Below are 25726 nucleotides of genomic sequence, written 5' to 3' on the forward strand. Positions count from 1 at the left end.
ATTGCCGCATCACCCACCCCCACTCGCCACAACCCCAGCAAGACGAACCGAAAGAGGGCAACACCATGACGGTCAAACTCATCGACACCGCCGAGCTGCGGGATTTCCTCGAGACCTGCAGCGGTCTGGAATCGGCTGAAGGCAAAACGCCCCAAGGCAACCTTCGTACCAAGCAGATACTGCATCGCGTGCTGGGCGACCTGTTCCGCACCATCGAAGATTTCGACGTCACCCCGGACGAGTTCTGGACCGCGGTGAACTACATCAACGAGCTCGGTGCCGCCGGTGAAGCCGGCCTGGCCGCCGCCGGGTTCGGCTTCGAGAAGTACCTCGACATGCGCATGGACGCAGCCGATGCCGCCGCCGGCATCGCCGGTGTGACCCCGCGCACCATCGAGGGCCCGTTGTACGTGGCCGGCGCGCCGGTGAGCGAAGGCAAGGCCCGCCTGGACAACGACCCGGATCCGGATGGCCAGTTGCTGGTCATGCACGGCCAGGTGCGCGACGCGGGCGGCAAGGCGCTGCCGGGTGCGACCGTCGAGGTCTGGCATTGCAACACCAAGGGCATGTACTCGTTCTTCGACTCGACCCAGAGCGCGTTCAACCTGCGCCGCACGATCCGCACCGATGCCGACGGCAACTACGAGTTCCGCAGCGTCGTTCCGGCCGGTTACGGTTGCCCGCCCGGTGGCCCGACCCAGAACCTGCTCGACGCAGTCGGCCGCCACGGCCAGCGCCCGGCGCACATCCACTTCTTCATCAATGCCGATGGCTGCCGTCACCTGACCACGCAGATCAACATCGACGGCGACGAGTACCTGCACGACGACTTCGCCTTCGCCACCCGCGACGACCTGGTGCCGGCCATCAAGCAGGTCGACGACGCCGACGCGATCAAGGCGCGGGGCCTGGAAGGTCCGTTCGCCGAGATCGAGTTCGACTTCGTGCTCGTGCCCAAGACCGGGTCCGTGCCCGACAGCGTGGTCGAGCGCAAACGCGCCGCCGCCTGATCTTTCAAGTCAGCCCTTGAAGCCCCGGCAGACGCTGCCGGGGTCTTGCCCAGTCCGGTACCCGCGAGTGGTCTCGCGTGGCGCCGCACACGCCACGCACGTCGCTCACGTGCAGGAGCTCGCCATGTCCGCCGTCATCGAGAATTCCCCCCGCGTTTCCCGGTTGATCGACGCCGCCCTGGTCGAAGACGCCGACAGTGGCGTGTACCGCGCCCGCCGCGACATCTTCACCGACGAAGCGCTGTTCGAGCTGGAGATGCGCCACATCTTCGAGGGCAACTGGGTGTATCTGGCCCATGAAAGCCAGATCCCGGAGAACAACGACTACTTCAGCACCAACATCGGTCGCCAGCCGGTGGTGATCACCCGCGACAAGCAAGGCGAGCTGCACGCGCTGATCAACGCCTGTGCGCACCGCGGCGCGATGTTGTGCCGCCGCAACCGCGGCAACAAGGGCAGCTTCACCTGCCCGTTCCACGGCTGGACCTTCAGCAACAGCGGCAAGCTGCTCAAAGCCAAGGACGCCAAGACCGGCGCCTATCCGCTCGGCTTCAATACCGATGGCTCTCACGATCTCAAGAAGGTGGCGAAGTTCGCCTCCTACCGCGGTTTCCTGTTTGGCAGTCTCAACGCCGACGTGCTGCCGCTGGAGGAGCACCTGGGCGAAACAAAGGTGATCATCGACCAGATCGTGGATCAGGCGGCGGACGGGCTCGAGGTGCTGCGCGGCAGCTCCAGCTACACCTACGACGGCAACTGGAAACTGCAGGTCGAGAACGGCGCCGACGGCTACCACGTCAGCTCGGTGCACTGGAATTACGCGGCCACGATGGGCCGGCGCAATTACGAGGAAGGTGGCACCCAGGCCGTGGACGCCAACAGCTGGTCCAAGGCGGTTGGCGGCGTGTACGGCTTCGAGCACGGCCACCTGCTGCTGTGGACGCAACTGCTCAATCCGGAAGTACGGCCGGTGTATGCGCATCGCGAGGCGCTGGCCGGGAAGCTGGGGCAGGCCAAGGCCGACTTCATCGTCAACCAGACCCGCAACCTGTGCGTGTACCCCAACGTCTACCTGATGGACCAGTTCTCCACCCAGATCCGGGTGGTGCGCCCGATCGCGGTCGACAAGACCGAGGTCACCATCTACTGCTTCGCGCCCAAGGGCGAGAGCGCGGACATGCGCGCGCTGCGCATCCGCCAATACGAGGACTTCTTCAACGTCAGCGGCATGGGCACACCCGACGACCTGGAAGAGTTCCGCGCCTGCCAGCAGGGCTATCAGGGCATTGCCGCGCCATGGAACGACCTCAGCCGCGGCGCCGACGGCCACTGGATCGACGGTGCTGACGACAACGCCAGGGCCATGGGCCTGAACCCGCTGATCAGCGGCACCCATCCCGAGGATGAGGGCCTTTACCTGAAGCAGCACGGCTACTGGTCGCAGGTGATGGCGCGCGCGATGGCCGCGGAGCAGAGTGATGCGGAGGTGTCGGCATGAGCCTGACGCATGAGCAGATCGCAGCGTTCCTGTACCGCGAGGCACGCCTGCTGGACGACCGCGACTTCGACGCCTGGCTGCAGTGCTATTCGCCCAGGGTGGAGTTCTGGATGCCGGCCTGGGACGACGACGACACCCTGGTTGAGAACCCGCAGACCGATATCTCGCTGATCTACTACCCCAACCGTGAGGGGCTGGAAGACCGCGTGTTCCGGATCAAGACCGAGCGCTCCAGCGCGAGCCTGCCGGAGACGCGTACCGGCCACAACCTGAGCAATATCGAAGTGCTGTCGCGCGAAGGCGACAGCATCGAGCTGCGCTTCAACTGGCACACGCTCAGCCACCGTTACAAGACCACCGACAGCTATTTCGGCACCTCGTTCTACACGTTGGATACAAGCGGACTGGACACCAGCGGTGGCGAGCCCGTGATCGCGCGCAAGAAGGTGGTGCTGAAGAACGACTACATCCACCAGCTGATCGATGTCTATCACATCTGACCGGCGCGCCTGCCGCGCCTGCGAGGTAACCCCATGAGTCATCGCATCGCCCTGAGTTTCGAGGACGGCGTCACCCGTTTCATCGACTGCCGTGCCAATGAGACCGTGCTGGATGCCGCCTACCGGCAGCGCATCAACCTGCCGATGGACTGCTCCGACGGCGTCTGCGGCACGTGCAAGTGCCGCGCCGAGCAGGGTCGCTACGACCTCGGCGACGACTACATCGAGGACGCGCTGACCGAGGACGAGGCCGCCGAGGGCCTGGTACTGACCTGCCAGATGGTGCCGTCGTCGGACTGCGTGATATCGGTGCCGCTGCCGTCGACTGCGTGCAAGACCGGCACGGCGACGTTCGAGGCGACGCTGGTGGCGATCACCCCGCATCAGGACGCGGCACTGGAAGTGGCATTCGAGGTCGCTGAAGGCGCCGAGGCGCCGGCGTTCCTGCCGGGCCAGTACGTCAATATCGCCGTGCCGGGAAGCGAACAGACCCGTTCGTATTCCTTCAGTTCGGCCCCGGGCGCGCGCCGACTGTCGTTCCTGGTCAAGCAGGTGCCGGGCGGCCTGATGACCGGCTACCTCACTGAAGCGGCCATCGGCCAGACCGTGTCGTTGACCGGCCCGCTGGGCAGCTTCTACCTGCGCGAGGTCAAGCGGCCGTTGCTGCTGCTCGCTGGCGGAACCGGGCTGGCGCCGTTCCTGTCGATGCTGGAAGTATTGGCGGTGCAGGACAACAGCCAGCCGGTGCAGCTGCTCTACGCGGTCACCCGCGACGAAGATCTGGTGCTGGTGGAACAACTGAAAGCCTATGCGCAGCGCCTGTCCGGCTTCGCGTTCGCCACCATCGTCGCGGACGAGGCGTCCACGCATGCGCGCAAGGGCTTCGTCACCCACCACCTGCCGGCCGACGCGCTGCATGGCGGCGAGGTCGACGTGTACCTGTGCGGGCCGCCGCCGATGGTCGATGCGGTGCGCCGCCACCTCGGCGAACTGGGCGTCACTCCGGCGAGCTTCCACTACGAGAAGTTCACGCCCAGCACGCCGGGCCTCAAGGAGGCCGCGTGATGGCCCGCGCCGACCGCTTCACCGGCAAGTCGGTGGTGGTCACCGGCGCGGCCCAGGGCATCGGCCGCGAGGTGGCGCTGGACATCGCCCGCGAGGGTGGGCGGCTGGTGCTGGCCGACCGGGCCGAATTCCTCGATGAGGTGATGGCCGAAGCGCGCGCGTTGGGCGCTGACTGCGAGGGCATCCACGCCGATCTGGAAACCTGGGCCGGCGCGCAGGCGGTGATGGCGCTGGCGATCGCCCGCTACGGCCGCATCGATGTACTGGTCAACAACGTCGGCGGCACCATCTGGGCGCGCCCGTTCGAGCAGTACGGCGAGGCGCAGATCGAGGCGGAGATCCGCCGTTCGCTGTTCCCCACTCTGTGGTGCTGCCGTGCCGCGTTGCCGCAGATGCTGGAGCAGGGCGCCGGCGCCATCGTCAACGTGTCCTCCATCGCCACCCGCAGCGTCCACCGCGTGCCATACGCCGCAGCCAAGGGCGGCGTGAACGCGCTCACCGCTTCGCTCGCGTTCGAGTGCGGCGGCCGCGGCGTGCGCGTCAACGCAGTCGCGCCCGGCGGCACCGAAGCGCCGCTCCGCAAGGTGCCGCGCAACACAGAATCGCCCACCGCGCAGGAAGCACGGTGGTACCAGGCCATCGTCGAACAGACCACCGACAGCACGCTGATGAAGCGCTACGGCACCCTGGCCGAGCAGGCCGCGGCGATCCTGTTCCTCGCCTCCGACGAGGCCTCCTACATCACCGGAACCGTGCTGCCCGTTGGCGGCGGCGACCAGGGTTGAGCGCAAGCCGGCCCCCACATAGCGATATGAAGGTTATCCATGGCTGACATCTGTTCACTGCGAGACGCCGTTTCCGGCCTGATCCACGATGGCGACACCGTGGCGATGGAAGGCTTCACCCACCTGATTCCGCACGCGGCCGGCCACGAGGTCATCCGCCAAGGCAAGCGCGACTTGGCGCTGGTGCGCATGACTCCGGATCTGATCTACGACCAGTTGATCGGTGCCGGCTGCGCGACGTCGCTGCGCTTTTCCTGGGGCGGCAATCCCGGCGTCGGCTCGCTGCACCGCCTGCGCGATGCTGTCGAGAAGGGCTGGCCGCACAAGCTCGCCATCCGCGAGCACAGCCATGCCGACATGGCCAACGCCTACGTCGCCGGCGCGTCCGGGCTGCCGTTCGCGGTGCTGCGCGGCTACATCGGCTCGGACCTGCCCAAGGTCAACGACAGCATCCGCTTCATCGATTGCCCGTACACCGGCGAGACGCTGGCCACCACGCCGGCCGTGCGGCCCGATGTCACCGTGATCCACGCCCAGCAGGCCGACCGCCAGGGCAATGTGCTGCTGTGGGGCATCCTTGGCGTGCAGAAGGAGGCCGCGCTGGCGGCGAAGAAGGTGATCGTCACCGTCGAGGAGATCGTCGACAAGCTGGACGCTCCGGCCAACGCCTGCATCCTGCCGCGCTGGGTGGTGAGCGCCGTGTGCCACGTGCCGCGCGGGGCCACCCCGTCCTACGCGCATGGCTATTACGAGCGCGACAATCGCTTCTACCTGGCTTGGGATCCGATCGCCCGCAGCCGCGAGGCGTTCACCGCCTGGATCCAGCGCCACATCCTGGACACCGAAGACTTCGAGGGCTTCCAGCGCGTCCATGCCGAAAGCCAGCAGGAGGCGAGCGTATGAGCACCTACACCACCAATGAAATGATGACTGTCGCCGCCGCCCGCCGGCTGCGCGATGGCGCGGTCTGCTTCGTCGGTATCGGCCTGCCGTCCACCGCCGCCAACCTGGCGCGGCTGACGCATGCGCCGGACGCCACCCTGATCTACGAATCCGGCCCGATCGGTGCCAAGCCGACCGTCCTGCCGCTGTCCATCGGCGACGGCGAGCTGGCCGAAACCGCCGACACCGTGGTCTCGACTCCGGAAATCTTCCGTTACTGGCTGCAGGGCGGACGGGTGGACGTGGGCTTTCTCGGCGCGGCGCAGATCGACCGGTTCGCCAACCTCAATACCACCGTGATTGGCCCCTACGACGCCCCGAAGACACGACTGCCGGGTGCCGGTGGCGCGCCGGAAATCGCCGGCTCGGCCAAGGAAGTGTTCATCATCATCCGCCAGTCGAAGCGCGCCTTCGTCGACAAACTCGACTTCGTCACCAGCGTCGGCCACATGGACGGCGGTGATGCGCGCCAGCGCGCCGGCCTGCCGGGCAAGGGCCCGCAAGTCGTGGTCACCGACCTGTGCGTGATGGAGCCGGATCCGGTGACGCGCGAGCTGACCGTGGTCTCGATCCATCCCGGCGTCAGTCGCGGGCAGATCGTCGAAGCCACCGGCTGGCCAATCAAGTTTGCCGACAACGTGAGCGAAACCGTGCCGCCCGAAGCCTCGGTGTTGGCGACGCTGCGCGCGCTGCAGGCCCGCACCGATGCCGCCCACGGCAAGCAACAAGGAGGAGAGTGATGGCTGACGTATTCATCGTCGACGGCATCCGTACGCCGATCGGCCGCTACGGCGGCGCGCTCGCGGGCATCCGTGCCGACGACCTCGGCGCGGTGCCTTTGAAGGCGCTGCTGGCGCGCAACCCGGGGCTGGACCCCACGCGGATCGACGACGTCTTCCTCGGCTGCGCCAACCAGGCCGGCGAGGACAACCGCAACGTTGCGCGCATGAGCCTGCTGTTGGCCGGGCTGCCGACCGACGTGCCGGGCGTGACCCTCAACCGCCTGTGCGGCTCCGGTCTGGACGCGGTGGGCAGCGCGGCGCGCGGCATCCGTGCCGGCGAATTGGAAATCGCTATCGCCGGCGGTGTCGAATCGATGTCGCGCGCGCCGCTCGTGATGGGCAAGGCGGCCTCGCCGTTCGCCCGCAATCAAGTCCTCGAAGACACCACGATGGGCTGGCGCTTCGTCAATCCGGCGCTGGAGGCGCTGTATGGCGTCGAGTCGATGGGCCAGACCGCCGAAAACGTGGCCGCGCAGTACGGCATCTCGCGCGAGGATCAGGATGCCTTCGCGCTGCGCAGCCAGCAGCGGTACGCCGCGGCGAAGGCGGCCGGCTTCTACGACGGCGAGCTGGTGCCGGTGACGGTGCCCGGTCGCAAGCGCGGCGAGACCCTGCAGGTCGATGAGGACGAGCATCCGCGCGCCGATACCAGTGCCGAGGTGCTGGCCAAACTGAAGACGATCTTCGCCGCCCCCGGCACGGTCACCGCCGGCAATGCTTCGGGTATCAACGACGGTGCCGCGGCGCTGATGCTGGCCTCGGCCGCGGCGGCGCAGCGCCATGGCCTGACCCCGCGCGCCCGGGTGCTGGGCATGGCCACTGCCGGCGTGCTGCCCGGCGTGATGGGCACCGGCCCGGTGCCGGCCACGCAAAAATTGCTGGCACGCCTCGGCCTCACCATCCACGACTTCGACGCGATCGAACTCAACGAAGCATTCGCCGCGCAGGGGCTGGCGTGCCTGCGTCAGTTCGGGCTCGCCGACGATGCCGCCCACGTCAACGCCAACGGCGGTGCGATCGCGCTCGGCCATCCGCTGGGCATGAGCGGTGCGCGTCTGGCGCTGACCTTGCTGCGTCAACTGGAAGCCAGCGGCGGCAAGCGTGGTCTGGCGACGATGTGCATCGGCGTCGGGCAGGGCATCGCCTTGGCCATTGAGCGGGTGTGAGGACAGCAATGGAACCGACACCCACCTTCGCCACTGTCAACGGCGTGCGCCTGCACTACCGCGTCGATGGCCGCGCCGACGGCCCGTGGCTGACCTTCTGCAATTCGCTGGGCACCGATCTGACGATGTGGGACCGTCAGATCGAAGTGCTCGGCGAGCACTTCCGCATCCTGCGTTACGACCGTCGCGGCCATGGCCGTTCGGCCACGCCACCCGCGCCGTACTCGATCGACGACCTCGGCCGCGACGTGCTCGGGCTGCTCGATTCGCTGGGCATCGCCAGCACCCATTACTGCGGCCTGTCGATCGGCGGGCTGGTCGGGCAATGGCTGGCGGTCAACGCCCCCGATCGGCTCCACCGGCTGGTGCTGTGCAGCACCGCCGGCAAGATCGGCACCGAAGACGGCTGGCTGGCGCGCATCGACCAGGTTCGGGCGAACGGCATGGAGTCGATCGCCGATGGCACGGTCAGCCGCTGGTTCACGCCGGCGTTCGCCGCGGCCGAACCGGAGGCGGTCGAACAGACGCTGGAACGCCTGCGGCAGATCCCGGTGGAGGGCTACGCCGGTTGCTGCCATGCGCTGATCGGTGCCGATTTCCGCGACACGCTGGCGGGCGTCGCGACGCCGGTGCTGGCGCTGGCCGGTAGCCAGGATCCGGTGACCACGCCGGCCGACCTGCAGGCCATCGCGCACCGGGTTGCCGATGGACGCTACGCCGAAATCGAGGGGCGCCATATCTGCAACCTGGAGTCCCCCGATGCCTTCAACCAGGCGCTGACCGGCTTCCTGCTGCCATAGCCATAGTCATTGACTGCGGCGATGTGCGTACTGGTGGCCCGGGTGGATCAGATACCCTTGGCGAATGCCTGCTGGAAAGCACCACAACATTGAGATTGGGTTTATGAGCAACACGTACTGTCCGTCGGCACGATGCAGGCGGCGCCTGCGGCTGCCTTGGCTCGCACTCCTGTTGGTGCCGGGGATTGCGCAATCGCAATCATCCTCGCCGCCGCCATCATCGGGGGGTGACACGCAGCTGGCGCCGGTGGTGGTCACCGCCACCCGCATCCCGGTTGACGCATTGGTGGTGCCCGCGGCGATCGACGTCATCAGTGCCGATGAGATCCAGCGTGCGCAACCAAAAATCGACCTGTCGGAAACCCTGCAGCGAGTGCCCGGCGTGGTTGCCCGCGACCGCCAGAACTACGCCCAGGATCTGCAGATATCGATCCGGGGCTTTGGCGCGCGAGCCACCTTCGGGGTGCGCGGTGTACGCCTGTACACCGATGGTATTCCGGCCACGATGCCGGACGGGCAGGGGCAGGTGTCGCACTTCCCGCTGGAATCGGCCGAACGTATCGAGGTGCTGCGCGGGCCCTTCTCGGCGTTGTATGGCAATGCATCTGGGGGTGTCATCTCGCTGTTCACCGCAGACGCACCGGCGAACCCGCTGCTGCGCGCCGGCATGGTTGCCGGTGAAGACGGACTGCGGCGCTCGGCACTGTCGTTCCACACGCCCTGGGGCCGCGACGAGCAGGGCAGCTTCCTGGTCGACCTGGTCGACGTCGAGGATCAAGGCTATCGCCACCACAGCGCTGCGCGCCGGCGTAGCGGCCAGGCGCTGCTGAAGGGAACGTATGGCGACGGGGGACGCTACACGGTGCTGTTCAACGGATTGGACCTGCAGGCGGACGACCCGCAGGGTCTGACTGCGCAGCAACTGCAGGGAGACCGGCGCGCCGCCAGCGACGGCGCACTGGCTTACGACATCGACAAGTCGGTACGCCAGAGCCAGTTTGGTGCGCATGTCGTGCAGCCGATCTCATCAGACCATGAGTTGGCGGTGACGGCTTATGGCGGCAATCGGGCGACCGCGCAGATGTTGTCGGTCCCTGCCGCGGTCCAGCGCAATACACCCTTGCACAACGGTGGCGTGATCGACCTGGACCGGGATTACCACGGCATCGATGCGCGCTGGCTCTGGACGACCGAGTTATGGGAGCGGCCGTTCTCGTTGACCTCGGGGGTCGAGTACGAGGTTTCCGAGGAGCGCCGTCGAGGCTATGAGAATTTCGTCGGTGACCAGCTCGGCGTGATCGGGGCATTGCGTCGTGACGAGATCAACCAGGTGTCCGGACGCGACGTCTACCTGCAAGCGAACTGGGAGCCGGCGGACCGCTGGCGGATCAACGTGGGCGCGCGCCGCAGCCAGGTGCGGTTCCGATCAAGTGATCGCTTCATCACCGACATCAACCCCGATGACAGCGGCGCGTTGTCCTACTCGCGGACCTCACCTGTCGCCGGCGTGCTCTATCGCGCCACCCCGTGGATGAGCCTGTACGCCAATGCCGGTGGCGGCTTCGAGACGCCAACCTATTCGGAGTTGGCATACCGCAGTGACGGGTTGAGCGGGTTGAACGATTCCCTGGCACCGGCGCGCAGCCACAACTACGAAATCGGCCTGCGCGCGCGTCGGGACCGACTGCAATATTCCGCTGCCGCGTTCGTCAGCCGTACCCGGGACGAGCTGGTCGTGGTGGCCAACCTGGGCGGACGCAGCGTGTACGACAACGCCGGGCTTACACGCCGTCGCGGGGTGGAATTGGCGTTGTCGGGAGAGCTCTCCCCACGCTGGCATTTTTCCTCGGCCTACACATTCCTCGACGCGCGCTATCTGAGTGATTTCGCGGTTTGCGCCACGCCGCCTTGCGCACCCGATGATGTGCGCGATGAGCTGCTGATCCAGGGCGGACGGCATATTCCGGGACTGGCGCGGCATGTCGCCTGGGCCGAGTTGCGCTGGAGCCCGCAGGAGGTCATCGACGTCATGCTGGACGGTCAGTTCGTGGATCGCGTCTATGTCAATGACGACAACAGCGAATCTGCTCCGGCCTATGCCAGTTTCGCCCTGGCCGCCGAGCGCCGGTTCCAGCTGGGTGGCTTCGACTGGCGAGGCTTTGCCCGGGTCAACAACCTGTTCGACCGGGACATCATCGGATCGGTGATCGTCAACGCCGGTGGCGGGCGCTATTACGAGCCATCACCCGGACGCAACTGGATGCTTGGCCTGGACGTGACCTGGTCGTTCGACTGACCAGGCCGCGCCGGCGGCCCGGGCGTTACCGGGGCAGGGTGTCGATACGCAACACCGGATAGAGGTTGTAGCGCTGGTCCCACGAGGAGTGACGGTGGTAGAAGAAGTCCAGCCGGGCACGCGGGCTGGCGGCGAACTCGGCGTCCTCGCGCAGGCGCTGCTCAAACACGGCCTTCAACTCCGGGTCCGCTGCGAGCATTTCGCGGGCGACCTGTTCGGCGACATAGGGCTCCATGTATTCCTTGCGCTCGAAGGCATTGTTGAACTCGCCCCATGCGGCCAGCGAGTCCGGCGCCTGCGGCTCCAGGATGTGCATCACCAGTCGCGCCTTGGGCTGGGCGATGGGCACCAGCAAGGCACCGGCGTTGACATCGCGAGTCTCCGGCTGCCATTGCCCCTCGAGCTCAAGACGCTGATGGCCTTCATAGGATGACTCACCAAACTTGGTGGCCTGGGCCCGGAAGGTTTCGACTTTCGCATTCGACAAGCCCTGTTCAAGCCGGCGGTAGTCGATGTCGTGCCGGTCGAGCCGTTTGGCCACCCAGCCGGCATGGGCGGCCGGTACCAGGTAGCCCCCCTTGGGCGCATTGACCACCAGCGCGGGGCGGAGCTCGTCGCATAGCGGTACCCTCCAGGTCTGCGGCTGGTTCTCGTCGTAGCGGGTCATGGTCGCCCCGGAGATTTCCGACGGCGTGCGGGTATAGGCATAGCCCTCGAAGTCGATGGTGTGGCAGTTTTCACTGGCATCGAAGGTGAGCGGTACCGGATCACCACCCAGCGCAAGCGCGCGCGTGTCGGCGGCGCTGGCCAACTGTTGCCACTGCCCGCCGTGCTGGGCGACCTGCTGCAGCACCGCGATGATTGCGTCATGGGTGGTCTTTACCCGGTGCGGATAGTCCTTCCAGGAGTGGGTCTCGACCAGCATCCCGAGACGGTTGCGCAGGCGCATGTAACCCTGCGAGAACCTCGGGGTGGCAACGCCGTCGACAAAGCCGGAGGCCGGGTTGTCTTCTTCCACGAACGAGGGATAGAACGGCAGCGGCATTGCGCCATGGTCGGCGAGATAATCGATGGTGCCCTGGCGCAGGGTGCTGCCGGCCTGGCGCAGCGCCTGGTCGCCACTGTTGACCGGCTCCACCTGGATCGACACGTCGTGCTGGAACTTCGCGCCGTCGGTGACGTGCAGGTCGACATACACCAGCGGGTCCCACTGGTTGATCAACGCCAGCATTGCCTGCATCTCCGGCGCGTCGGCTTTCACATAGCCGCGATTGAGGTTGTAGTTCTGCGCGGTGGTGCGCCAGCCCATCTGCTCGGGCCCGCGCTGGTTGGGGCGGTTCCATGCGCCGAATCGCTCATGGCCGTCGACATTGAACACCGGGACAAACAGGAACACCTGCTGCTTGAGCACATCCGCGGCGATCTTACCGTCGAGCATCTCGCGCAGGGCCAGGAAGCCGGCGTCCTTGCCATCGATCTCGCCGGCGTGGATGCCGCCCTGGATCAGGGTCACGGGCAGGTGCTGCTCGCGCGCCGCCTCGGCGGAGAACGTGCCGCTCTGCGATACCACCAGCAGCTTCATCGGCCGACCTTCCGGGGTAGTGCCGAAGGTCTCGCAGCGCACGGCTTCCGGATACTGCGCGGCGAATGCATCGCACAGTTCCAGCACCTCCGCATAGCGTCCGGTCTGGATGAAGCCGCTGCGTTCGGACACCGTGGTTAACTGCGCGGTAGTCAACGGCGCGTGCTGGGCGAAAGCGGGAAGGGTGGCGGCCAACAGCAGGCAAAGCAGGGCGGGGCGGAGTTCGCGGGAGCGGGTCATCGGCAGGCTTCGTGTATTGGATCGGCCAATGTTACCCCGCGACCGTGGCGAGTCGGTTAGCCTTGCCCCTTCGCCAAAAAGACTCAAACAGGATTGCCTGACCCATGCTGACCCTCATCCTGATCGCAGTAACCGTGCTGGTTTCCTGGCTGGCGTTTGACCGTCCGCGCCTGCTTGATCGCCTGATCCTGTGGCCGCCGGCGATTGATCGCCAGAAGCAGTACGACCGGCTGCTGACCCACGGCTTCATCCACGCGGACTGGCAGCACCTGCTGTTCAACATGATCACCCTGTTCTTTTTTGGACGGGCGACCGAGCGTTTGATCGTCGAGATGATCGGCCCACTGGGCTTCGTGCTGTTTTATCTGTCGGCGATCGTGATTGCGATCCTGCCGACCTACCTGCAGCACCGCAACGACGCGCACTATCGCAGCCTGGGTGCCTCGGGCGCGGTATCGGCGGTGTTGTTCGCCTTCATCCTGGTGCAGCCGTGGTCGCTGATCTTCGTGTTTTTCCTGCCGGTGCCCGCCATTGTCTACGGCGTGTTCTTCGTCGGCTATTCGTACTGGATGGATCGCCAGGGTGGCGGTCGCACCAACCACAGCGCGCATTTGTCCGGCGCGATCTACGGCGTGTTGTTCATGCTGTTCATGGAACCGCGAATCGGCCCTTACTTTCTCGAGCGACTGATGAATCCGTCGTTCGGTTGATGTCTCAGCCAGTGACGGCCTCGACCTCGTCGCCATAGGTCTGCAACAGACGCTCGTAAACCAGCGCATCGATGCGGGCGAGTTCATCGCTGTCGTCGTTGTCGCCCAGTTCGTAGAGCCGGGCGACCAGTGCGTCGTCGCTGTAGGCGTCATGGGTGTGTGGATTCAGGACATCCATGGTTATCTCCGTGAGGTGGCACCATCAGGCTTCCGCTGGTCGGAACCTTCCTATCTGGAGGAACGCAGGTTCCATGCCATCACCGCGGTCAGGAGGATCCAGTGATGCGTGACACGGTGAAATGACCTTCCGCGTCACACTCGGCCGTGAAGGTGCCGGCGTTGCCGTCGGCGGTCGATGCTCACTCCGTATAAATACGATCCGTGGTATCGATCAGCCGTCACACCACAGCGTGACGTGACGGCGCACACCGGAACCCTCGTTGGCGCGCCCCTCGACTATCTCGATGGAGGACTGTATGGCCACGACCTCAGCGCGAAAGGCCACCGGCAAGGTGGCAACGAAGAAGACCGCTGCAAAGAAAACGGCTGCAAAGAAAACGGCTGCAAAGAAGGCAGCCGTGAAAAAAGCGGCCGTGAAAAAAGCAGCGGTGAAAAAAGCAGCGGTGAAGAAGGCGGCAGTGAAGAAGGCGGCAGTGAAGAAGACGGCAGTGAAGAAGACGGCAGTGAAGAAGACGGCAGTGAAGAAGACGGCAGTGAAGAAGACGCCGACGAAGAACGCAGCCGTGAAAAAAGCCGCTCCAAAGAAAGTCGCGGTGAAGAAAGCCTCGGTGAAGAAGGCGGCAGTGAAGAAGGCGCCGACGAAGAACGCAGCCGTGAAAAAGGCGGCCAAAAAAAAGGTCGCCACGAAAAAGGTCGCCACGAAAAAGACCGCCGCGAAGAAGCCAGTGGCCAGGAAGGCCGTGGCGAAGAAATCGCCAGCCAAAACAGCGACAGCAAAGAAAAGCGCCAAGCGACGCCGGATCACTCCCGAACGGGCGCTTGCCAATACCCGCGAACTGCTTGATGCCAAACAGGCACGCGACCGCGAGCCACAGCCGTGGCAGTCGCTGGATCCAGAGCACGAACATCAGCCAAGCGAAGGCTTCCAGTCACCCGCCGCCGCGGACCGCGCCGAAGAGTTGCACGCAGGCGAGAGTCGGATGTCCGCCATCCAGGGCAGCGTCAGCACGCATGATCGACACAATCAGGGAAAACGCGACAACCGTTGACGCATGCCGGAGCACTTTCATTCAGTGAGTAGCACAGACATGTCCAGTCCCAGTCCCAGTCCCGATATGCCGGCGGTGGTGGTTCGCCATGACGCCGCCGGTTCACGCTTTGTCACCACCGTTGATGGCGTCGATGGGGTGCTTGACTACCAGCGCCGCGGCGACTTGATGGTGCTCACCCACACCGGCGTACCCGAGGCGATAGGCGGGCGCGGCATCGCCGGGAAACTGACCTTGGAGGCGTTCGAACACGCCCGCAGCGAGGGCCTGAAGGTACGTCCGGACTGTGCCTACGCCGCTGCGTGGGTCAAACGCCACCCCGAGTACCGCCCGCTGTTGGCGTAGACTGGCCGGCCGCCAAACCCTGTGCAACCCACCATGCGTCTGAACAAACACATCAGCGAGAGCGGTTTCTGCTCGCGCCGCGAAGCTGATCGCCTGATCGCCGAAGGGCGGGTCACGGTCAACGGATTGCGCGGCAGGGTCGGCTCGGAGGTGGGCGAGGGTGACGAAGTCAAGGTCGATGGCCAGGCGTTGCGTGTGCGCGCGGTCCCCAAGGGGCAGCGGAAGCACGTCTATATCCTGCTCAACAAGCCCGTTGGCATTACCTGCACGACCGAGTCCGCGGTGGATGGCAATATCGTGGACTTCGTTGGCCACGAACGCCGGATTTTCCCGATTGGCCGTCTCGACAAGGATTCCGAGGGCCTGATCCTGTTGACCAGCAATGGCGATATCGTCAATGAGATCCTGCGCGCCGAAAACAAGCTGGAGAAGGAATACCTGGTCGCGGTCAACCATGAGGTGACCCCCGAGTTCCTGCGCGCGATGGCCAAGGGCGTCCCGCTCCACGGTCAAACGACGTTGCCCTGCAAGACCAGCAAGTTGGGTCGGTCCGGCTTCCGTATTGTGCTCGTGCAGGGCTTGAACCGGCAAATCCGGCTGATGGCGGCTTACTTCAAGTTCCGGGTCAAGCAGTTGATCCGCGTGCGCATCGGCAACGTCAAGCTGGGGCGGATGAAAACCGGCCAATGGCGCAACCTCACCGACGCCGAACTTCACGGACTGCTGCCGCAACGCACTGATTGGTAACGACACTTCGCTTTATCCCGTCTGCATCCGGACGTCACATGAATGGCGTTAAGGTCCGTCCAAACAGGAGGGGCCAATTCCATGCGACAAATCGGGATCAATGGTGTTTTCGCGGTCGCGTTGCTGGCCTCGCTCGCGGCCTGTGAGCGTTCGCCGCAATCGCCAACCGAAGTGACCGGTCCCACGGCGGGTCCGGACATCGCCTCGACACCCGCGGTGGGTGCGCCGGCGGCAGATGTAGCGCTTGATGACGTGATGGAGTCGACCGGGGACTACATCATCGGTATCAGCTATCCGTCGTCGGCCGGGAATTACCCGGAGCTGGCGGCACTGCTCAAGGCTTACGCGGAGGCTGCCCGCACGCAGTTGCTGCAGGCGGTGGCGTCGCGTCCCCAGGACAGCAGTGCAATCTACGATCTGTCGCTTGATTTCACCGAAGTGCTGGACAGTCCCGAGCTGGTTGCCTACTCCGCGGATGGCAGCAGTTATACCGGTGGCGCCCATGGTGTGCCGTTGCTGGAGCGATTCGTGTGGTTGCCCGACCAGGATGAGCGACTGACGGCCGCACGGTTGATTCCGGACGCCGAAGGTTGGCAGGCGGTTTCCCGACAGGTGCGCGAACAGCTGCATGCCGCCTTGTCACAACGGGCCGATGCCGATGAACTGCCGCCTGCCCAAAGGGCCGAGCTGGTGCGCAGTGCAGGTGGGATGATCGATGAAGGCACCACCGCGGATCCGGAGAACTTCGCGCAGTTCGAACCGGTTGCCGGCGCCGATGGCAAGCTGGTCGCGCTGCGTTTTGTCTTCGCGCCCTACCAGGTGGGGCCGTATTCCGACGGCGTGCAGACGGTGGAGATACCGGCGGCTGTGTTGCTGCCCCATGTCGCACCGCAATACCGTCGGTTGTTCCAGGGCGGCGCCCCGCGTTAATCCTTTGCGATCACAAAAAAAGCCGCCCGGATTGCGCCGGGCGGCCTTGGTCATGCAAGCGGAACGTTACTGCTTCGGCACGTCTGGCACCACGGCGTCATCCGATACCGGTGCATCCAGGCCGCGACGCACCAGCAGCGGCTGGATCTGCGGCTCATGGCCGACGAAGTCGCGGAACAGCTGCAACGCGTCCTTGCTGCCACCTTGCGAGAGCAGGGTTTCGCGGAAATGGTCGCCGTTCTCGCGAGTCAGGCCACCGTTGGCTTTGATGTATCCCACGGTGTTGGCGTCCAGCACTTCCGACCAGATATAGGCGTAATAGCCGGCGGCATAACCCCCCATGATGTGACTGAAATACGGGGTCTTGTAGCGCGGCGGAACCGGCGCGTAGTCGGTGCCGTTGGCTTTCAGGGCAGCGGCTTCGAACGCCATCACACCATCGGCCTCGGGGATCTTGTCCGCACCGATCTGATGCCAGCTCTGGTCAAGCATTGCCGCACCCAGGTACTCGGTGGTGGCGAAACCCTGGTTGAACTTCGAGGTCGCCAGCACCTTGTCCAGCAGCTCTTTGGGCATCGCCTCGCCGGTCTCGTAGTGCTTGGCGTAGTTGGCCAGCACCGACGGCCAGTCGGACCACATCTCGTTGACCTGGGACGGGAACTCGACGAAGTCGCGTGGCACGCTGGTGCCGCTGAAGTACGGGTACTTCACGTCGGAGAACATGCCATGCAGGGCGTGGCCGAACTCGTGGAACGCGGTGGTGACTTCATCCCACGTCAACAGGGTCGGACCGTTGATTGGCTTGGTGATGTTGAGGTGGTTGGCGACCACCGGCAGGTCTCCAGTCAGCTCGGACTGGTCGACATAGGAGTTCATCCACGCACCACCACGCTTGGTGTCGCGTGCATACATGTCCGCCAGGAAGATCGCCAACTGGGTTCCGTCAGCTTCGAACACGTCGTACACCAGCACATCCGGGTTGTAGACCGGCAGGTCGGTGCGCTGCTTGAAGGTCAGTCCGTAAAGCTGGCCGGCGGCGTAGAAGACGCCGTTTTCGAGCACGTTCTTCATCTCGAAGTACGGCTTCAGCTCGGATTCGTCGAAGTTGAACTTATCCTGGCGCACCTTCTCGGTGTAGTACGCCCAATCCCACGGCTGCAGCTCGAATGTCGGCTCGCCCTTGGCAGACTGTTCCTTGTCGATCATGGCCTGGATGGCAGCACCCTCGAGCTTGGCGTTGGCCACCGCAGCTGGTGCCAGCTGACCAAGCATGTCGTTCACCGCTTCGGTGGTTTTGGCGGTTTCGTCAGCCAACACGTAGGCGGCGTAGTTGGGGTAACCCATCATCGTCGCCTTCTCGGCGCGCAACTTCATGACATCGGAGACGATGGCGGTGTTGTCGAACTCGTTGCCACGGCTGCCACGAGCGACCGAGGCCTTGAACACGCGCTCGCGCACGTCGCGGTTTTCCAGCTGTGCCAGCGGCGGCTGGCCCGTGGTGTTGAGCAGGGCGATGAGGTACTTGCCATCCAGGTCACGATCCTTGGCGGCAGCCGCAGCGGCGGCGATCTGCTCGTCGGTCAGCCCGGCGAGTTTCTCCTTGCTGTCGACAACGACGGCGGAGTCATTCACCTCGGCCAGCACGTTCTGGTTGAACTGGGTGCCGAACACGGCCAATTCGGAGTTGATCTCCTTCAGGCGGGTCTTGTCGGCATCGGACAACTCGGCGCCGGCGCGGACGAAATCGGTGTGGTAACGCTCGATCAGGCGCACGCCCTCGGGCTCCAGGCCCAGGCTGTCGCGGGTTTCGTACAGCTTCTGGACGCGCGCAAACAGCTGCGGGTTCAGCGAAATGGCATCGCGATGCGCCGACAGCTTGGGCGCGTACTCGGCCTGGATCGCCTTGCGTGCATCGTTGGTGTCGACACCGACCAGACTGAAGAATGCGGTCGCGGTGCGCTGCAGGATGTCGCCGGATTTCTCCAGCGCGATGATGGTGTTGTCGAACGTGGGCGCTTCGTCATTGCTGGCGATCGCCTCGATCTGCTCGAGGTGCTCGGCCATGCCGCGATCGAAGCCGGGGCCGAAGTCGGCGTCATCGATCTTGTCGAAGCGCGGGTAGTGCAGCGGCAGATCGCTTTCGGTGAAAAACGGGTTGCTGGCGTCGGTCACGGCGGTATCGGCCTTGGATTCGGACTGGGCGGTGTCGCCCTTGGCAGCGTCAGACTGTGCGCAGGCGGACAAGCTGGCGGTCAGCGCTATGGCCAACGCCAGCGCAAGTGGATGCTTCATCGGACATAACCTCGTCAGTGGGAACCCGAAGCCTAACGCATGCCGCCGGCTGCCACCCATGACAAAAGCCACGGGCGCACCACCGTCGTGTTCAGCGGCTGTCCTTGGCGCGAGCGAAGGCGGCGGCCAGTGCGTTGTTGGCCGGCGGTGCAGACGCCGGCTTGGCCGGGCTGGACCGGTGTGGCTTGACCGGGACGTTGCGAGGCTGGCGGTCCTGGTGCTGCGGCGCCGGTGGGGCAGCGTCCTCCAGGCGGCAGGTCAACGCGACCCGCTTGCGTGGGATATCGACTTCCAGCACCCGCACCTTGATCACGTCGCCGGCCTTGACCACCTCGCGCGGGTCCTTGACGTAGCGGTTGGCCAGCGCCGAGATGTGCACCAGCCCGTCCTGGTGGACCCCGATATCGACGAACGCGCCAAACGCGGCGACGTTGCTGACCACGCCTTCCAGGATCATCCCGACCTTGAGGTCCTTGAGTTGCTCGATGCCGTCGGCAAATCGCGCGGCCTTGAACTCGGGCCGCGGGTCGCGACCGGGCTTTTCCAGTTCCTTGAGGATGTCGCGCACGGTCGGCAAGCCGAATTTGTCGTCGGTGTATTGCTCGGCGTGCAAGCTGCGCAGGAACGACGCATCGCCGATCAGCTGCTTCACCTCGCGCCCGCATTGCTTGACGATCCGCTGTACCACCGGATACGCCTCCGGATGCACCGATGAGCCATCCAGTGGCTGGTCGGCGTTGGCCACGCGCAGGAAGCCGGCGCACTGCTCGAAGGTCTTCTCGCCCAGTCGCGGTACCTTCATCAGCTGTTTGCGGCTGGCGAACGCGCCGTTCTGGTCGCGGTAGACCACGATGTTCTCGGCCACGGTCGCACCCAGTCCCGACACCCGGGCCAGCAAAGCGGCCGAGGCGGTGTTCACGTCGACACCCACGGCGTTCACGCAATCCTCGACCCGCGCGTCCAGCGCGCGTGCAAGCCGGTAGCCGTCCACATCGTGCTGGTACTGGCCGACACCAATGGCCTTGGGCTCGATCTTGACCAGCTCGGCCAGCGGATCCTGCAGCCGGCGGGCGATCGACACCGCGCCGCGCAGCGAAACGTCCAGTCCGGGAAACTCCTTGGCCGCGAATTCCGAGGCCGAATACACCGACGCACCGGCCTCGCTGACGACGATTTTCTGCATCGTCGGCTCGGGTGCCAGCTTGATCAGATCGCCGGCGAGCTTGTCGGTCTCGCGCGAGGCGGTGCCATTGCCGATCGCAATCAGTTGCACCGCATGCTTCGCGCACAGGGCACGCAACACATGCAACGAGCCGTCCCACTGGTTGCGCGGCTGGTGCGGGAAGATGGTGTCGGTCGCGACCAGCTTGCCGGTCGCATCCACGACCGCGACCTTGACCCCGGTGCGCAGGCCAGGATCCAGCCCGAGCACGGCCTTCGGCCCGGCCGGAGCCGCCAACAGCAGGTCCTTGAGATTGTCGCCGAACACCGCGATCGCCTCGGCCTCGGCCTTCTCCCGGGCCTGGCCGAACAGGTCCAGCATCAGGTGCAGGTGGAGTTTGGCCTTCCAGGCCAGGCGGCAGGCGTTGTGCAACCACGCGTCCGCTGGCCGGCCCTGGTCGCGGATGCCGGCATGGTGTGCGACCCGGGCGATGGCCTGGGCGTGGCCGGTCTCCGCGTTCGTGCCCGGGTCCAGGTCGAGCTGGATGACCTCTTCGCGACGGGCGCGAAACAGCGCCAGCAACCGGTGCGAGGGGATTTTCGCCAACGATTCGGCGTGATCGAAGTAGTCGCGGTATTTCGCGCCGTCGTTTTCCTTGCCTTCGATCACCCGGGCGCGGATGACGCCCGCCTCGGTGAGCCAGTTGCGCAGCTCGCCGACCAACGCGGCGTCCTCGCCCCAGCGCTCCATCAGGATCGCGCGTGCGCCTTCCAACGCCGCCTTCGCATCGGCAATGCCCCGTTCGTCATCGACGAAGCCCGACGCGACTACCTCGGGCACCTGGCTGGGGTCGGACAGCAGTCCGTCGGCGAGCGGCTCCAGGCCGGCCTCACGCGCAATCTGGGCGCGGGTCCGGCGCTTGGTCTTGTAGGGCAGGTACAGGTCCTCAAGACGCGATTTACTGTCGGCAGCCTCGATGTCGGCGCGCAGTTCGTCGGTCAGCTTGCCTTGCTCCTCGATGCTGGCCAGCACGCTCGCCCGACGATCCTCCAACTCGCGAAGATAGATCAACCGGGTTTCCAGGTTGCGCAGTTGGGTGTCATCCAGACCCTCGGTCACCTCTTTGCGGTAGCGCGCGATGAACGGCACCGTCGCACCGTCGTCCAGCAAGCCGATTGCAGCGATGACCTGGCTGGGCCGGGCGTCAATTTCGCGGGCGATCAGGTGGGCGATCTGGTTTGCAAACCGGGAGCTGAGTTCAGACATTGAGGAGACGACCTTGGAGAAGCACGAGCCCATGGCGGGCAGGGTGGTCGATTGTGGCGGCGGATGCGCCGCGGGGAAAGGTGTTGACAGCCGCGATGAAGGCAGCGACCTAAACGTCTGGTCGGCAGTGTCCGAGGCTTTGACGCGATGGGAACAACGGTAATTTAGTGACGCAAATCACAAAAACGAAAGTGCGTCGAGCACATCGCTCATGTCCGACCTCGCTCGGCCGTTGTCGCAGGCATGAGTAAATGGGTTCTGCCTCTGGCGATGTTGTTCGCAACGGCGACGGCCTTTGCGGCTCCAGCGTATCGCCCCGTCGCGCCAATCTCCACGGCGACCGGGGAGTCGGTCGAGACTGTCCTTGAAGATCAGCGCCTGCATGGCTACGAGTCTCCGATGCGCGCCATTGCGCGCTTGCGTGCAGCGCGCGCGCGACAGGGTGGCCGTCTGTCAACGGATGTGGATAGCCGATATTGGGCGGCGATTGCCGGATTGTCCCTGACCGGCCGTGACGCGGAGTCGATGCGGGATGCATTGGTGGCGGCCGAGGAAATCAGCGAGCGCGGCGACTGCCCCGGTTGCCGCGCCCGGTTGCTGGTCCTTCGCGCCGGTGACGCGATGCAGCGCCTGGACTACGAGGTGGCAGGGGACTTGCTTGTCCAGGCGAAACCGCTGGTCGGCTCGAACCCGCAGTTGCGCCTGGAAATGCTCAGGGCAAAGGTCAGGTTCCAGGAGATGATCGGAAACCTGACCGCTTCGATCTCCGGTTCGTTCGACGCGCTGCATTTGGCCCAATCGCTGGGAAACACCGCGGACCGGGTCGAGTTGTTGAACCGGCTTGCGCGAATGAACGCGATTCTGGGTAACGAGGTCCAGGCGCTTGCGTTTACCGAAGAAGCCTTGGCCATCGCCGAGTCGATCGGTTTCGTCCATGCCATTGCCGCGTTGCACATCACCCGGAGCCATGCCTACGCCAAGGCCGGGCAAGGCGACAAGCAACTCGAGGCGCTCACGAAAGCCCTGGCGATCACGCAGGCTCACGAGGGGCTGAGTGACGCCGAAGTCACCATTCTTTCCAACCTTGCCGACCATTACCTGAAACCCGGTGGCTACGCACAGGCGCTGGCGTATGCGAGCCGCGCCGCCGCCCTTGCCGTGAAGACGGGCAACGATAACGGCCTTGCCGTGGCGATGGCCAACCAGGGCATCGCGATGAGCGGCCTGGGCGATGTGGAAGCAGGGGTCCACACGCTGGAGCAATCGGTGGCGTTGGCCAGACGCCAGGGCAATATCGTCTACGAGATCGTGATCTCCGATGAACTGGTGCGGATCCTGGAGCAGGCAGGGCATTACAAGGAGGCTCTGCAGGCCGTGCATGAAGCGCAGGCGGCCAACGACAAGCTGACCCTCCAGGAGCGTGAAAAAGCGGTTCTGGAATTGCAGGTCAAGTACGACCAGGAACGCAAGAGCAGTGAAATCCAGCGCCTGTCCGCGCAGGCCGAACTGCGCAAGGCCGCCGTCGCCGCGCGCAATTGGCGCCAGCGCCTGTGGGTCGTGGTGGCGATCGCGTCGATTCTCGCTGCGCTCTTGCTGGTGCAGCGGCTGCGGCGTACCCGGCATGCAAATCGACGACTCGCCGTGGACAATGCCACCCTCACCGAGAAATCGGTGCGCGACGAGCTGACAGGAGCATTCAACCGGCGCCATTTTCACGCGCTGATGGCGCGGGTGGCAACGAGTCGCAACGGTGCCTTGCAGGAGCAAGGCGCGCGTTCCGGCATTGGCCTGATGCTATTGGACGTCGACCATTTCAAGACGATCAACGATACCCATGGCCATGCCGCCGGCGATGCGGTATTGGTCGAGCTGACCCGGCGCCTGCAGTCAGGGTTGCGCGAGCAGGATGCGTTGGTGCGTTGGGGCGGGGAGGAGTTCGTGCTGGTTTTGTCGGGTGTTCCGGCAGGCGGGATGGTCGTGCTGGCGCAGCGGATATTGCTGGCCATCGCAGGTGAGCCGGTCGAAGTCGGCAGCGATGCGATCAGTGTCACCGCGTCGCTTGGCGGCGTTGTATTTTCCGGCGGCAGCGAACGGCAATGGCAGGATGCCTTGCGGCTGACCGATGCGGCGATGTACCTGGCCAAGCACCACGGACGCAACTGCGCTATATGCCTGGACGTCAGCCAGGGCAGCATCGAGTCGTGCGATATCGATGAGATCTGCGAGGACCTGGCCGCCGCGGAACGGGCGGGGAAGGTCGAATTGGTGACCTTGTTGGGAGATCGGCAAACTCCGTCATCGGGTCTGCTGTCACCGCTGCCGGTGCCAGCTCCGGGCAAGTTGCGCTGAGGCTCCGGCTACTTCTCCACGAAGGCCCGCTCGAACACGTAATGGCCTGGCACGCCGATGCGGGGTGCCGCGACGAAACCCCGGCCGTCCAGCAGGGCGCGGAAGTCGGACAGCATCTGCGGGCTGCCGCAGATCATTGCCCGGTCGTGCTCCGGGTCGAGCGGCTCCAGGCCGAGGTGCTCCATCATCTGCCCAGTGGCCATCAAATCGGTCATCCGGCCGCGATGGTCGCACCCGTCGAAATGGAAGCTCTCGCGGGTGACCGCCGGGTAGTAGCGGAGTTTTTGCGCGATCGTCTCGCCGAGAAAATCATGCCGCGGCAACTCGTTGAGGATGTAGTCGCGATAGGCGAGATCGTCGGCACGCCGGACACCGTGGGTCAGGATGACCCGATCGAAGCGCTCGTAGGTTTCCGGGTCCTTGATCACCGACAGCCACGGCGCGAAGCCGGTGCCTGTGCCCAGCAGGTACAGGTTGCGACCGGGGTGCAGGTCGTGGATCAGCAGTGTCCCGGTCGGCTTGCGGCCGATCCGGATCGTGTCGCCGGGCTTGATGTGCTGCAATCGGGACGTCAGCGGACCGGAGGCGACCTTGATCGAGAAGAACTCCAGTTGCTCTTCCCAGTTTGCGCTGGCAATCGAGTACGCCCGCATCAATGGCTTGGTCGAGCCATCGGCTTGCGGGATATCCAGGCCGATCATGACGAACTGGCCGTTGTCGAAACGGAAGCCGTTGTCGCGGGTGGTGGTGAAGCTGAAGTAATCGTCCGTCCAGTGACGGACGTCCAGCACGGTTTCGGTGCCGAAGGCAGGGGACATGGCGGATTTAATGCGAGGGGACAGCGCATTTTAGCCGATTGCAGCCCAACGTTCCGGAAGCCGCCCCGGCCATGGGTTCCGGTTCAACGATTCGGGCGACGGTCCGGTCGCGATATCAACCGCGCTTCACGGCTTGTCGCGCATCCTGTCGGCATGGACAAGCCACGCCACACGCTATGGACCATCGGCCACTCGACTCGCGACTGGGACGTGTTCGTCGGCATGTTGCGTGACGCCGGTATCCGCACGCTGGGCGACGTGCGCCGGTTTCCCGGTTCGCGCAGAAACCCGCAGTTCTCTGCCGAGACCATGGCGCGCGAATTGCCGCCAACCGGAATCGTCTACCTGCCGATGACCGGGCTGGGAGGCCGTCGCAAGGTCGATCCGCACACCCGCAACACCGCCTGGCGCAATGACAGCTTTCGCGGCTATGCCGATTACATGGAGACCGCCGACTACCAGCGCGCGAGAGACCATCTCGCCGAGCTGGCAGCAAGCCAGCGTGTGGCGATCATGTGCGCCGAGGCGGTCTGGTGGCAGTGTCATCGCGGGTTGATCTCCGATGATTTCAAGGCCCGCGGCTGGGAGGTCATCCACTTGATGGCGCCTGGGCGCAGTGACGAACACCCGTACACCTCGGCGGCCCGGATCGTTGATGGAAAACTGGACTACTCCGCGCCCGAGCCGCCGCAGGCCACGCTGTTCTGACGCGGCTGGTGACCGATACGGTATCTGCGCCACGCCTGATCCTGGTCAAGGCAACGCGACCCGATTTCCGCGACCCTGTCGACCAGCGCCCCGAAGACCGTCGGGGCATGCCACCAGATATCAGGAGTGCCGAAGCCATGTTGCTCGATGTAGAAGAAATTACCTGCGACAAGTGCAGTGACGCCATCACGACCGCTATCCAGGCCCAGGATCCCACCGCCCAGGTCACCGTCGATGTCGACCACAAGCAAGTCCGGGTGGAAGGGCTGCTGACCCAGCAACAGGCCATCGATGCGCTCGCAACCGCCGGGTACCCCGCCAGCAATGCGGCGCCCCATAGCGGCGAAGGTAGCGACTGCTGCGGCGGTTGCTCCTGATCGGGACCATCGGGATTGGGGAGCGGCGTGTCGCTTGGCGGCGCGTCGCTCCCGTATTCGGGCGTGATTCGCCACCCGGCCGGCTCCGATCGCTAGAATATGGGCTCCGCAACCAGCACTGAAGCCT

At 65.0% G+C, this 25726-nt stretch carries 23 protein-coding genes; 18 read left to right on the top strand and 5 right to left on the bottom strand.

Annotated features, from left to right (window positions below):
- Nucleotides 1-65: 65 nt before the first annotated feature.
- The 10 genes from catA to ACW7G6_RS02265 all read left to right on the top strand — a co-directional run bounded on the left by catA (nt 66) and on the right by ACW7G6_RS02265 (nt 10844).
- The gene (gene catA / locus ACW7G6_RS02220; RefSeq protein ID WP_456997475.1) at nt 66-1010 is read left to right on the top strand and encodes a catechol 1,2-dioxygenase; all 945 of its coding nucleotides are present in this window, start codon (nt 66-68) and stop codon (nt 1008-1010) included.
- Nucleotides 1011-1134: 124 nt separating this feature from the next.
- A complete protein-coding gene (locus tag ACW7G6_RS02225; RefSeq protein WP_456997476.1) occupies nt 1135-2508 on the top strand; it encodes a Rieske 2Fe-2S domain-containing protein in 1374 nt (457 codons plus the stop codon).
- Nucleotides 2505-3008: a benzoate 1,2-dioxygenase small subunit gene (gene benB / locus ACW7G6_RS02230; protein WP_456997477.1), complete on the top strand. Its 504-nt coding sequence runs from the start codon at nt 2505-2507 to the stop codon at nt 3006-3008. The genes ACW7G6_RS02225 and benB overlap by 4 nt, the downstream gene beginning before the upstream one ends.
- Before the next feature lie 33 nt (nt 3009-3041).
- Entirely contained in the window at nt 3042-4073 is a 1032-nt protein-coding gene (gene benC, locus ACW7G6_RS02235; RefSeq protein WP_456997478.1) for a benzoate 1,2-dioxygenase electron transfer component BenC, read from the top strand.
- Complete coding sequence (locus ACW7G6_RS02240; RefSeq protein WP_456997479.1) at nt 4073-4858, top strand: 1,6-dihydroxycyclohexa-2,4-diene-1-carboxylate dehydrogenase; 786 nt, start codon at nt 4073-4075, stop codon at nt 4856-4858. Before benC ends, ACW7G6_RS02240 begins: the two co-directional genes overlap by 1 nt.
- A gap of 39 nt (nt 4859-4897) precedes the next feature.
- Nucleotides 4898-5761: a CoA transferase subunit A gene (locus ACW7G6_RS02245; protein ID WP_456997480.1), complete on the top strand. Its 864-nt coding sequence runs from the start codon at nt 4898-4900 to the stop codon at nt 5759-5761.
- Nucleotides 5758-6540 (top strand): CoA-transferase subunit beta, encoded by a 783-nt coding sequence (locus ACW7G6_RS02250; protein ID WP_456979271.1) that lies wholly within the window; start codon nt 5758-5760, stop codon nt 6538-6540. Before ACW7G6_RS02245 ends, ACW7G6_RS02250 begins: the two co-directional genes overlap by 4 nt.
- On the top strand, nt 6540-7748 hold the full coding sequence (pcaF, locus tag ACW7G6_RS02255) for a 3-oxoadipyl-CoA thiolase (RefSeq protein WP_456997481.1): 1209 nt from the start codon (nt 6540-6542) through the stop codon (nt 7746-7748). Before ACW7G6_RS02250 ends, pcaF begins: the two co-directional genes overlap by 1 nt.
- Before the next feature lie 8 nt (nt 7749-7756).
- Nucleotides 7757-8548: a 3-oxoadipate enol-lactonase gene (gene pcaD / locus ACW7G6_RS02260; protein ID WP_456979273.1), complete on the top strand. Its 792-nt coding sequence runs from the start codon at nt 7757-7759 to the stop codon at nt 8546-8548.
- A 250-nt stretch (nt 8549-8798) separates the two neighbouring features.
- Nucleotides 8799-10844, top strand: coding sequence for a TonB-dependent receptor family protein (locus ACW7G6_RS02265; RefSeq protein WP_456997482.1), 2046 nt, complete (start codon nt 8799-8801; stop codon nt 10842-10844).
- A 25-nt stretch (nt 10845-10869) separates the two neighbouring features.
- On the opposite strand, the gene ACW7G6_RS02270 is transcribed toward ACW7G6_RS02265, so the two are convergent.
- Nucleotides 10870-12666 carry a M14 family metallopeptidase gene (locus ACW7G6_RS02270; protein WP_456997483.1) on the bottom strand — a complete coding sequence of 599 codons (1797 nt, stop codon included), beginning with the start codon at nt 12664-12666 and terminating at the stop codon, nt 10870-10872.
- A gap of 104 nt (nt 12667-12770) precedes the next feature.
- Here ACW7G6_RS02270 and ACW7G6_RS02275 point away from each other — a divergent pair, with 104 nt between their 5' ends.
- Nucleotides 12771-13376 carry a rhomboid family intramembrane serine protease gene (locus ACW7G6_RS02275; protein WP_456997484.1) on the top strand — a complete coding sequence of 202 codons (606 nt, stop codon included), beginning with the start codon at nt 12771-12773 and terminating at the stop codon, nt 13374-13376.
- A gap of 4 nt (nt 13377-13380) precedes the next feature.
- On the opposite strand, the gene ACW7G6_RS02280 is transcribed toward ACW7G6_RS02275, so the two are convergent.
- A complete protein-coding gene (locus tag ACW7G6_RS02280) occupies nt 13381-13554 on the bottom strand; it encodes a hypothetical protein (protein WP_456997485.1) in 174 nt (57 codons plus the stop codon).
- A gap of 298 nt (nt 13555-13852) precedes the next feature.
- On the opposite strand from ACW7G6_RS02280, the gene ACW7G6_RS02285 reads away from it, so the two are divergent.
- From ACW7G6_RS02285 to ACW7G6_RS02300, 4 genes are all read left to right on the top strand, one after another.
- On the top strand, nt 13853-14605 hold the full coding sequence (locus ACW7G6_RS02285) for a histone H1-like repetitive region-containing protein (protein ID WP_456997486.1): 753 nt from the start codon (nt 13853-13855) through the stop codon (nt 14603-14605).
- A 39-nt stretch (nt 14606-14644) separates the two neighbouring features.
- Nucleotides 14645-14950 (top strand): GNAT family N-acetyltransferase, encoded by a 306-nt coding sequence (locus ACW7G6_RS02290; protein WP_456979279.1) that lies wholly within the window; start codon nt 14645-14647, stop codon nt 14948-14950.
- A gap of 33 nt (nt 14951-14983) precedes the next feature.
- Nucleotides 14984-15697, top strand: coding sequence for a pseudouridine synthase (locus ACW7G6_RS02295; protein WP_456979280.1), 714 nt, complete (start codon nt 14984-14986; stop codon nt 15695-15697).
- Nucleotides 15698-15778: 81 nt separating this feature from the next.
- On the top strand, nt 15779-16627 hold the full coding sequence (locus ACW7G6_RS02300; RefSeq protein WP_456979281.1) for a hypothetical protein: 849 nt from the start codon (nt 15779-15781) through the stop codon (nt 16625-16627).
- A 66-nt stretch (nt 16628-16693) separates the two neighbouring features.
- Here ACW7G6_RS02300 and ACW7G6_RS02305 read toward each other — a convergent pair whose 3' ends face one another.
- Both ACW7G6_RS02305 and ACW7G6_RS02310 read right to left on the bottom strand, forming a co-directional pair.
- A complete protein-coding gene (locus ACW7G6_RS02305; RefSeq protein ID WP_456979282.1) occupies nt 16694-18919 on the bottom strand; it encodes a M3 family metallopeptidase in 2226 nt (741 codons plus the stop codon).
- A 91-nt stretch (nt 18920-19010) separates the two neighbouring features.
- A complete protein-coding gene (locus ACW7G6_RS02310; protein ID WP_456997487.1) occupies nt 19011-21347 on the bottom strand; it encodes a Tex family protein in 2337 nt (778 codons plus the stop codon).
- A gap of 243 nt (nt 21348-21590) precedes the next feature.
- Between ACW7G6_RS02310 and ACW7G6_RS02315 the strand changes: the two genes are divergently transcribed.
- Nucleotides 21591-23696: a tetratricopeptide repeat-containing diguanylate cyclase gene (locus ACW7G6_RS02315; protein ID WP_456979284.1), complete on the top strand. Its 2106-nt coding sequence runs from the start codon at nt 21591-21593 to the stop codon at nt 23694-23696.
- An 8-nt stretch (nt 23697-23704) separates the two neighbouring features.
- Here ACW7G6_RS02315 and ACW7G6_RS02320 read toward each other — a convergent pair whose 3' ends face one another.
- Nucleotides 23705-24514, bottom strand: a complete 810-nt coding sequence (locus ACW7G6_RS02320; protein WP_456979285.1) for a ferredoxin--NADP reductase — start codon at nt 24512-24514, stop codon at nt 23705-23707.
- Nucleotides 24515-24667: 153 nt separating this feature from the next.
- Here ACW7G6_RS02320 and ACW7G6_RS02325 point away from each other — a divergent pair, with 153 nt between their 5' ends.
- Together ACW7G6_RS02325 and ACW7G6_RS02330 are read left to right on the top strand one after the other, a co-directional pair.
- Nucleotides 24668-25222: a DUF488 domain-containing protein gene (locus ACW7G6_RS02325; RefSeq protein WP_456997488.1), complete on the top strand. Its 555-nt coding sequence runs from the start codon at nt 24668-24670 to the stop codon at nt 25220-25222.
- A 137-nt stretch (nt 25223-25359) separates the two neighbouring features.
- Nucleotides 25360-25599, top strand: a complete 240-nt coding sequence (locus ACW7G6_RS02330) for a heavy-metal-associated domain-containing protein (protein ID WP_456997704.1) — start codon at nt 25360-25362, stop codon at nt 25597-25599.
- Nucleotides 25600-25726: the final 127 nt, after the last annotated feature.

The sequence above is a fragment of the Lysobacter sp. A421 genome (genome assembly GCF_054052145.1).

Bases quoted from the DNA above. Each gene is read 5' to 3' on its own strand.
- catA (WP_456997475.1), top strand. From the start codon at position 66: ATGACGGTCAAACTCATCGACACCGCCGAGCTGCGGGATTTCCTCGAG.
- ACW7G6_RS02225 (WP_456997476.1), top strand. From the start codon at position 1,135: ATGTCCGCCGTCATCGAGAATTCCCCCCGCGTTTCCCGGTTGATCGAC.
- benB (WP_456997477.1), top strand. From the start codon at position 2,505: ATGAGCCTGACGCATGAGCAGATCGCAGCGTTCCTGTACCGCGAGGCA.
- benC (WP_456997478.1), top strand. From the start codon at position 3,042: ATGAGTCATCGCATCGCCCTGAGTTTCGAGGACGGCGTCACCCGTTTC.
- ACW7G6_RS02240 (WP_456997479.1), top strand. From the start codon at position 4,073: ATGGCCCGCGCCGACCGCTTCACCGGCAAGTCGGTGGTGGTCACCGGC.
- ACW7G6_RS02245 (WP_456997480.1), top strand. From the start codon at position 4,898: ATGGCTGACATCTGTTCACTGCGAGACGCCGTTTCCGGCCTGATCCAC.
- ACW7G6_RS02250 (WP_456979271.1), top strand. From the start codon at position 5,758: ATGAGCACCTACACCACCAATGAAATGATGACTGTCGCCGCCGCCCGC.
- pcaF (WP_456997481.1), top strand. From the start codon at position 6,540: ATGGCTGACGTATTCATCGTCGACGGCATCCGTACGCCGATCGGCCGC.
- pcaD (WP_456979273.1), top strand. From the start codon at position 7,757: ATGGAACCGACACCCACCTTCGCCACTGTCAACGGCGTGCGCCTGCAC.
- ACW7G6_RS02270 (WP_456997483.1), bottom strand. From the start codon at position 12,666: ATGACCCGCTCCCGCGAACTCCGCCCCGCCCTGCTTTGCCTGCTGTTG.
- ACW7G6_RS02275 (WP_456997484.1), top strand. From the start codon at position 12,771: ATGCTGACCCTCATCCTGATCGCAGTAACCGTGCTGGTTTCCTGGCTG.
- ACW7G6_RS02280 (WP_456997485.1), bottom strand. From the start codon at position 13,554: ATGGATGTCCTGAATCCACACACCCATGACGCCTACAGCGACGACGCA.
- ACW7G6_RS02285 (WP_456997486.1), top strand. From the start codon at position 13,853: ATGGCCACGACCTCAGCGCGAAAGGCCACCGGCAAGGTGGCAACGAAG.
- ACW7G6_RS02290 (WP_456979279.1), top strand. From the start codon at position 14,645: ATGTCCAGTCCCAGTCCCAGTCCCGATATGCCGGCGGTGGTGGTTCGC.
- ACW7G6_RS02295 (WP_456979280.1), top strand. From the start codon at position 14,984: ATGCGTCTGAACAAACACATCAGCGAGAGCGGTTTCTGCTCGCGCCGC.
- ACW7G6_RS02300 (WP_456979281.1), top strand. From the start codon at position 15,779: ATGCGACAAATCGGGATCAATGGTGTTTTCGCGGTCGCGTTGCTGGCC.
- ACW7G6_RS02305 (WP_456979282.1), bottom strand. From the start codon at position 18,919: ATGAAGCATCCACTTGCGCTGGCGTTGGCCATAGCGCTGACCGCCAGC.
- ACW7G6_RS02310 (WP_456997487.1), bottom strand. From the start codon at position 21,347: ATGTCTGAACTCAGCTCCCGGTTTGCAAACCAGATCGCCCACCTGATC.
- ACW7G6_RS02315 (WP_456979284.1), top strand. From the start codon at position 21,591: ATGAGTAAATGGGTTCTGCCTCTGGCGATGTTGTTCGCAACGGCGACG.
- ACW7G6_RS02320 (WP_456979285.1), bottom strand. From the start codon at position 24,514: ATGTCCCCTGCCTTCGGCACCGAAACCGTGCTGGACGTCCGTCACTGG.
- ACW7G6_RS02325 (WP_456997488.1), top strand. From the start codon at position 24,668: ATGGACAAGCCACGCCACACGCTATGGACCATCGGCCACTCGACTCGC.
- ACW7G6_RS02330 (WP_456997704.1), top strand. From the start codon at position 25,360: ATGTTGCTCGATGTAGAAGAAATTACCTGCGACAAGTGCAGTGACGCC.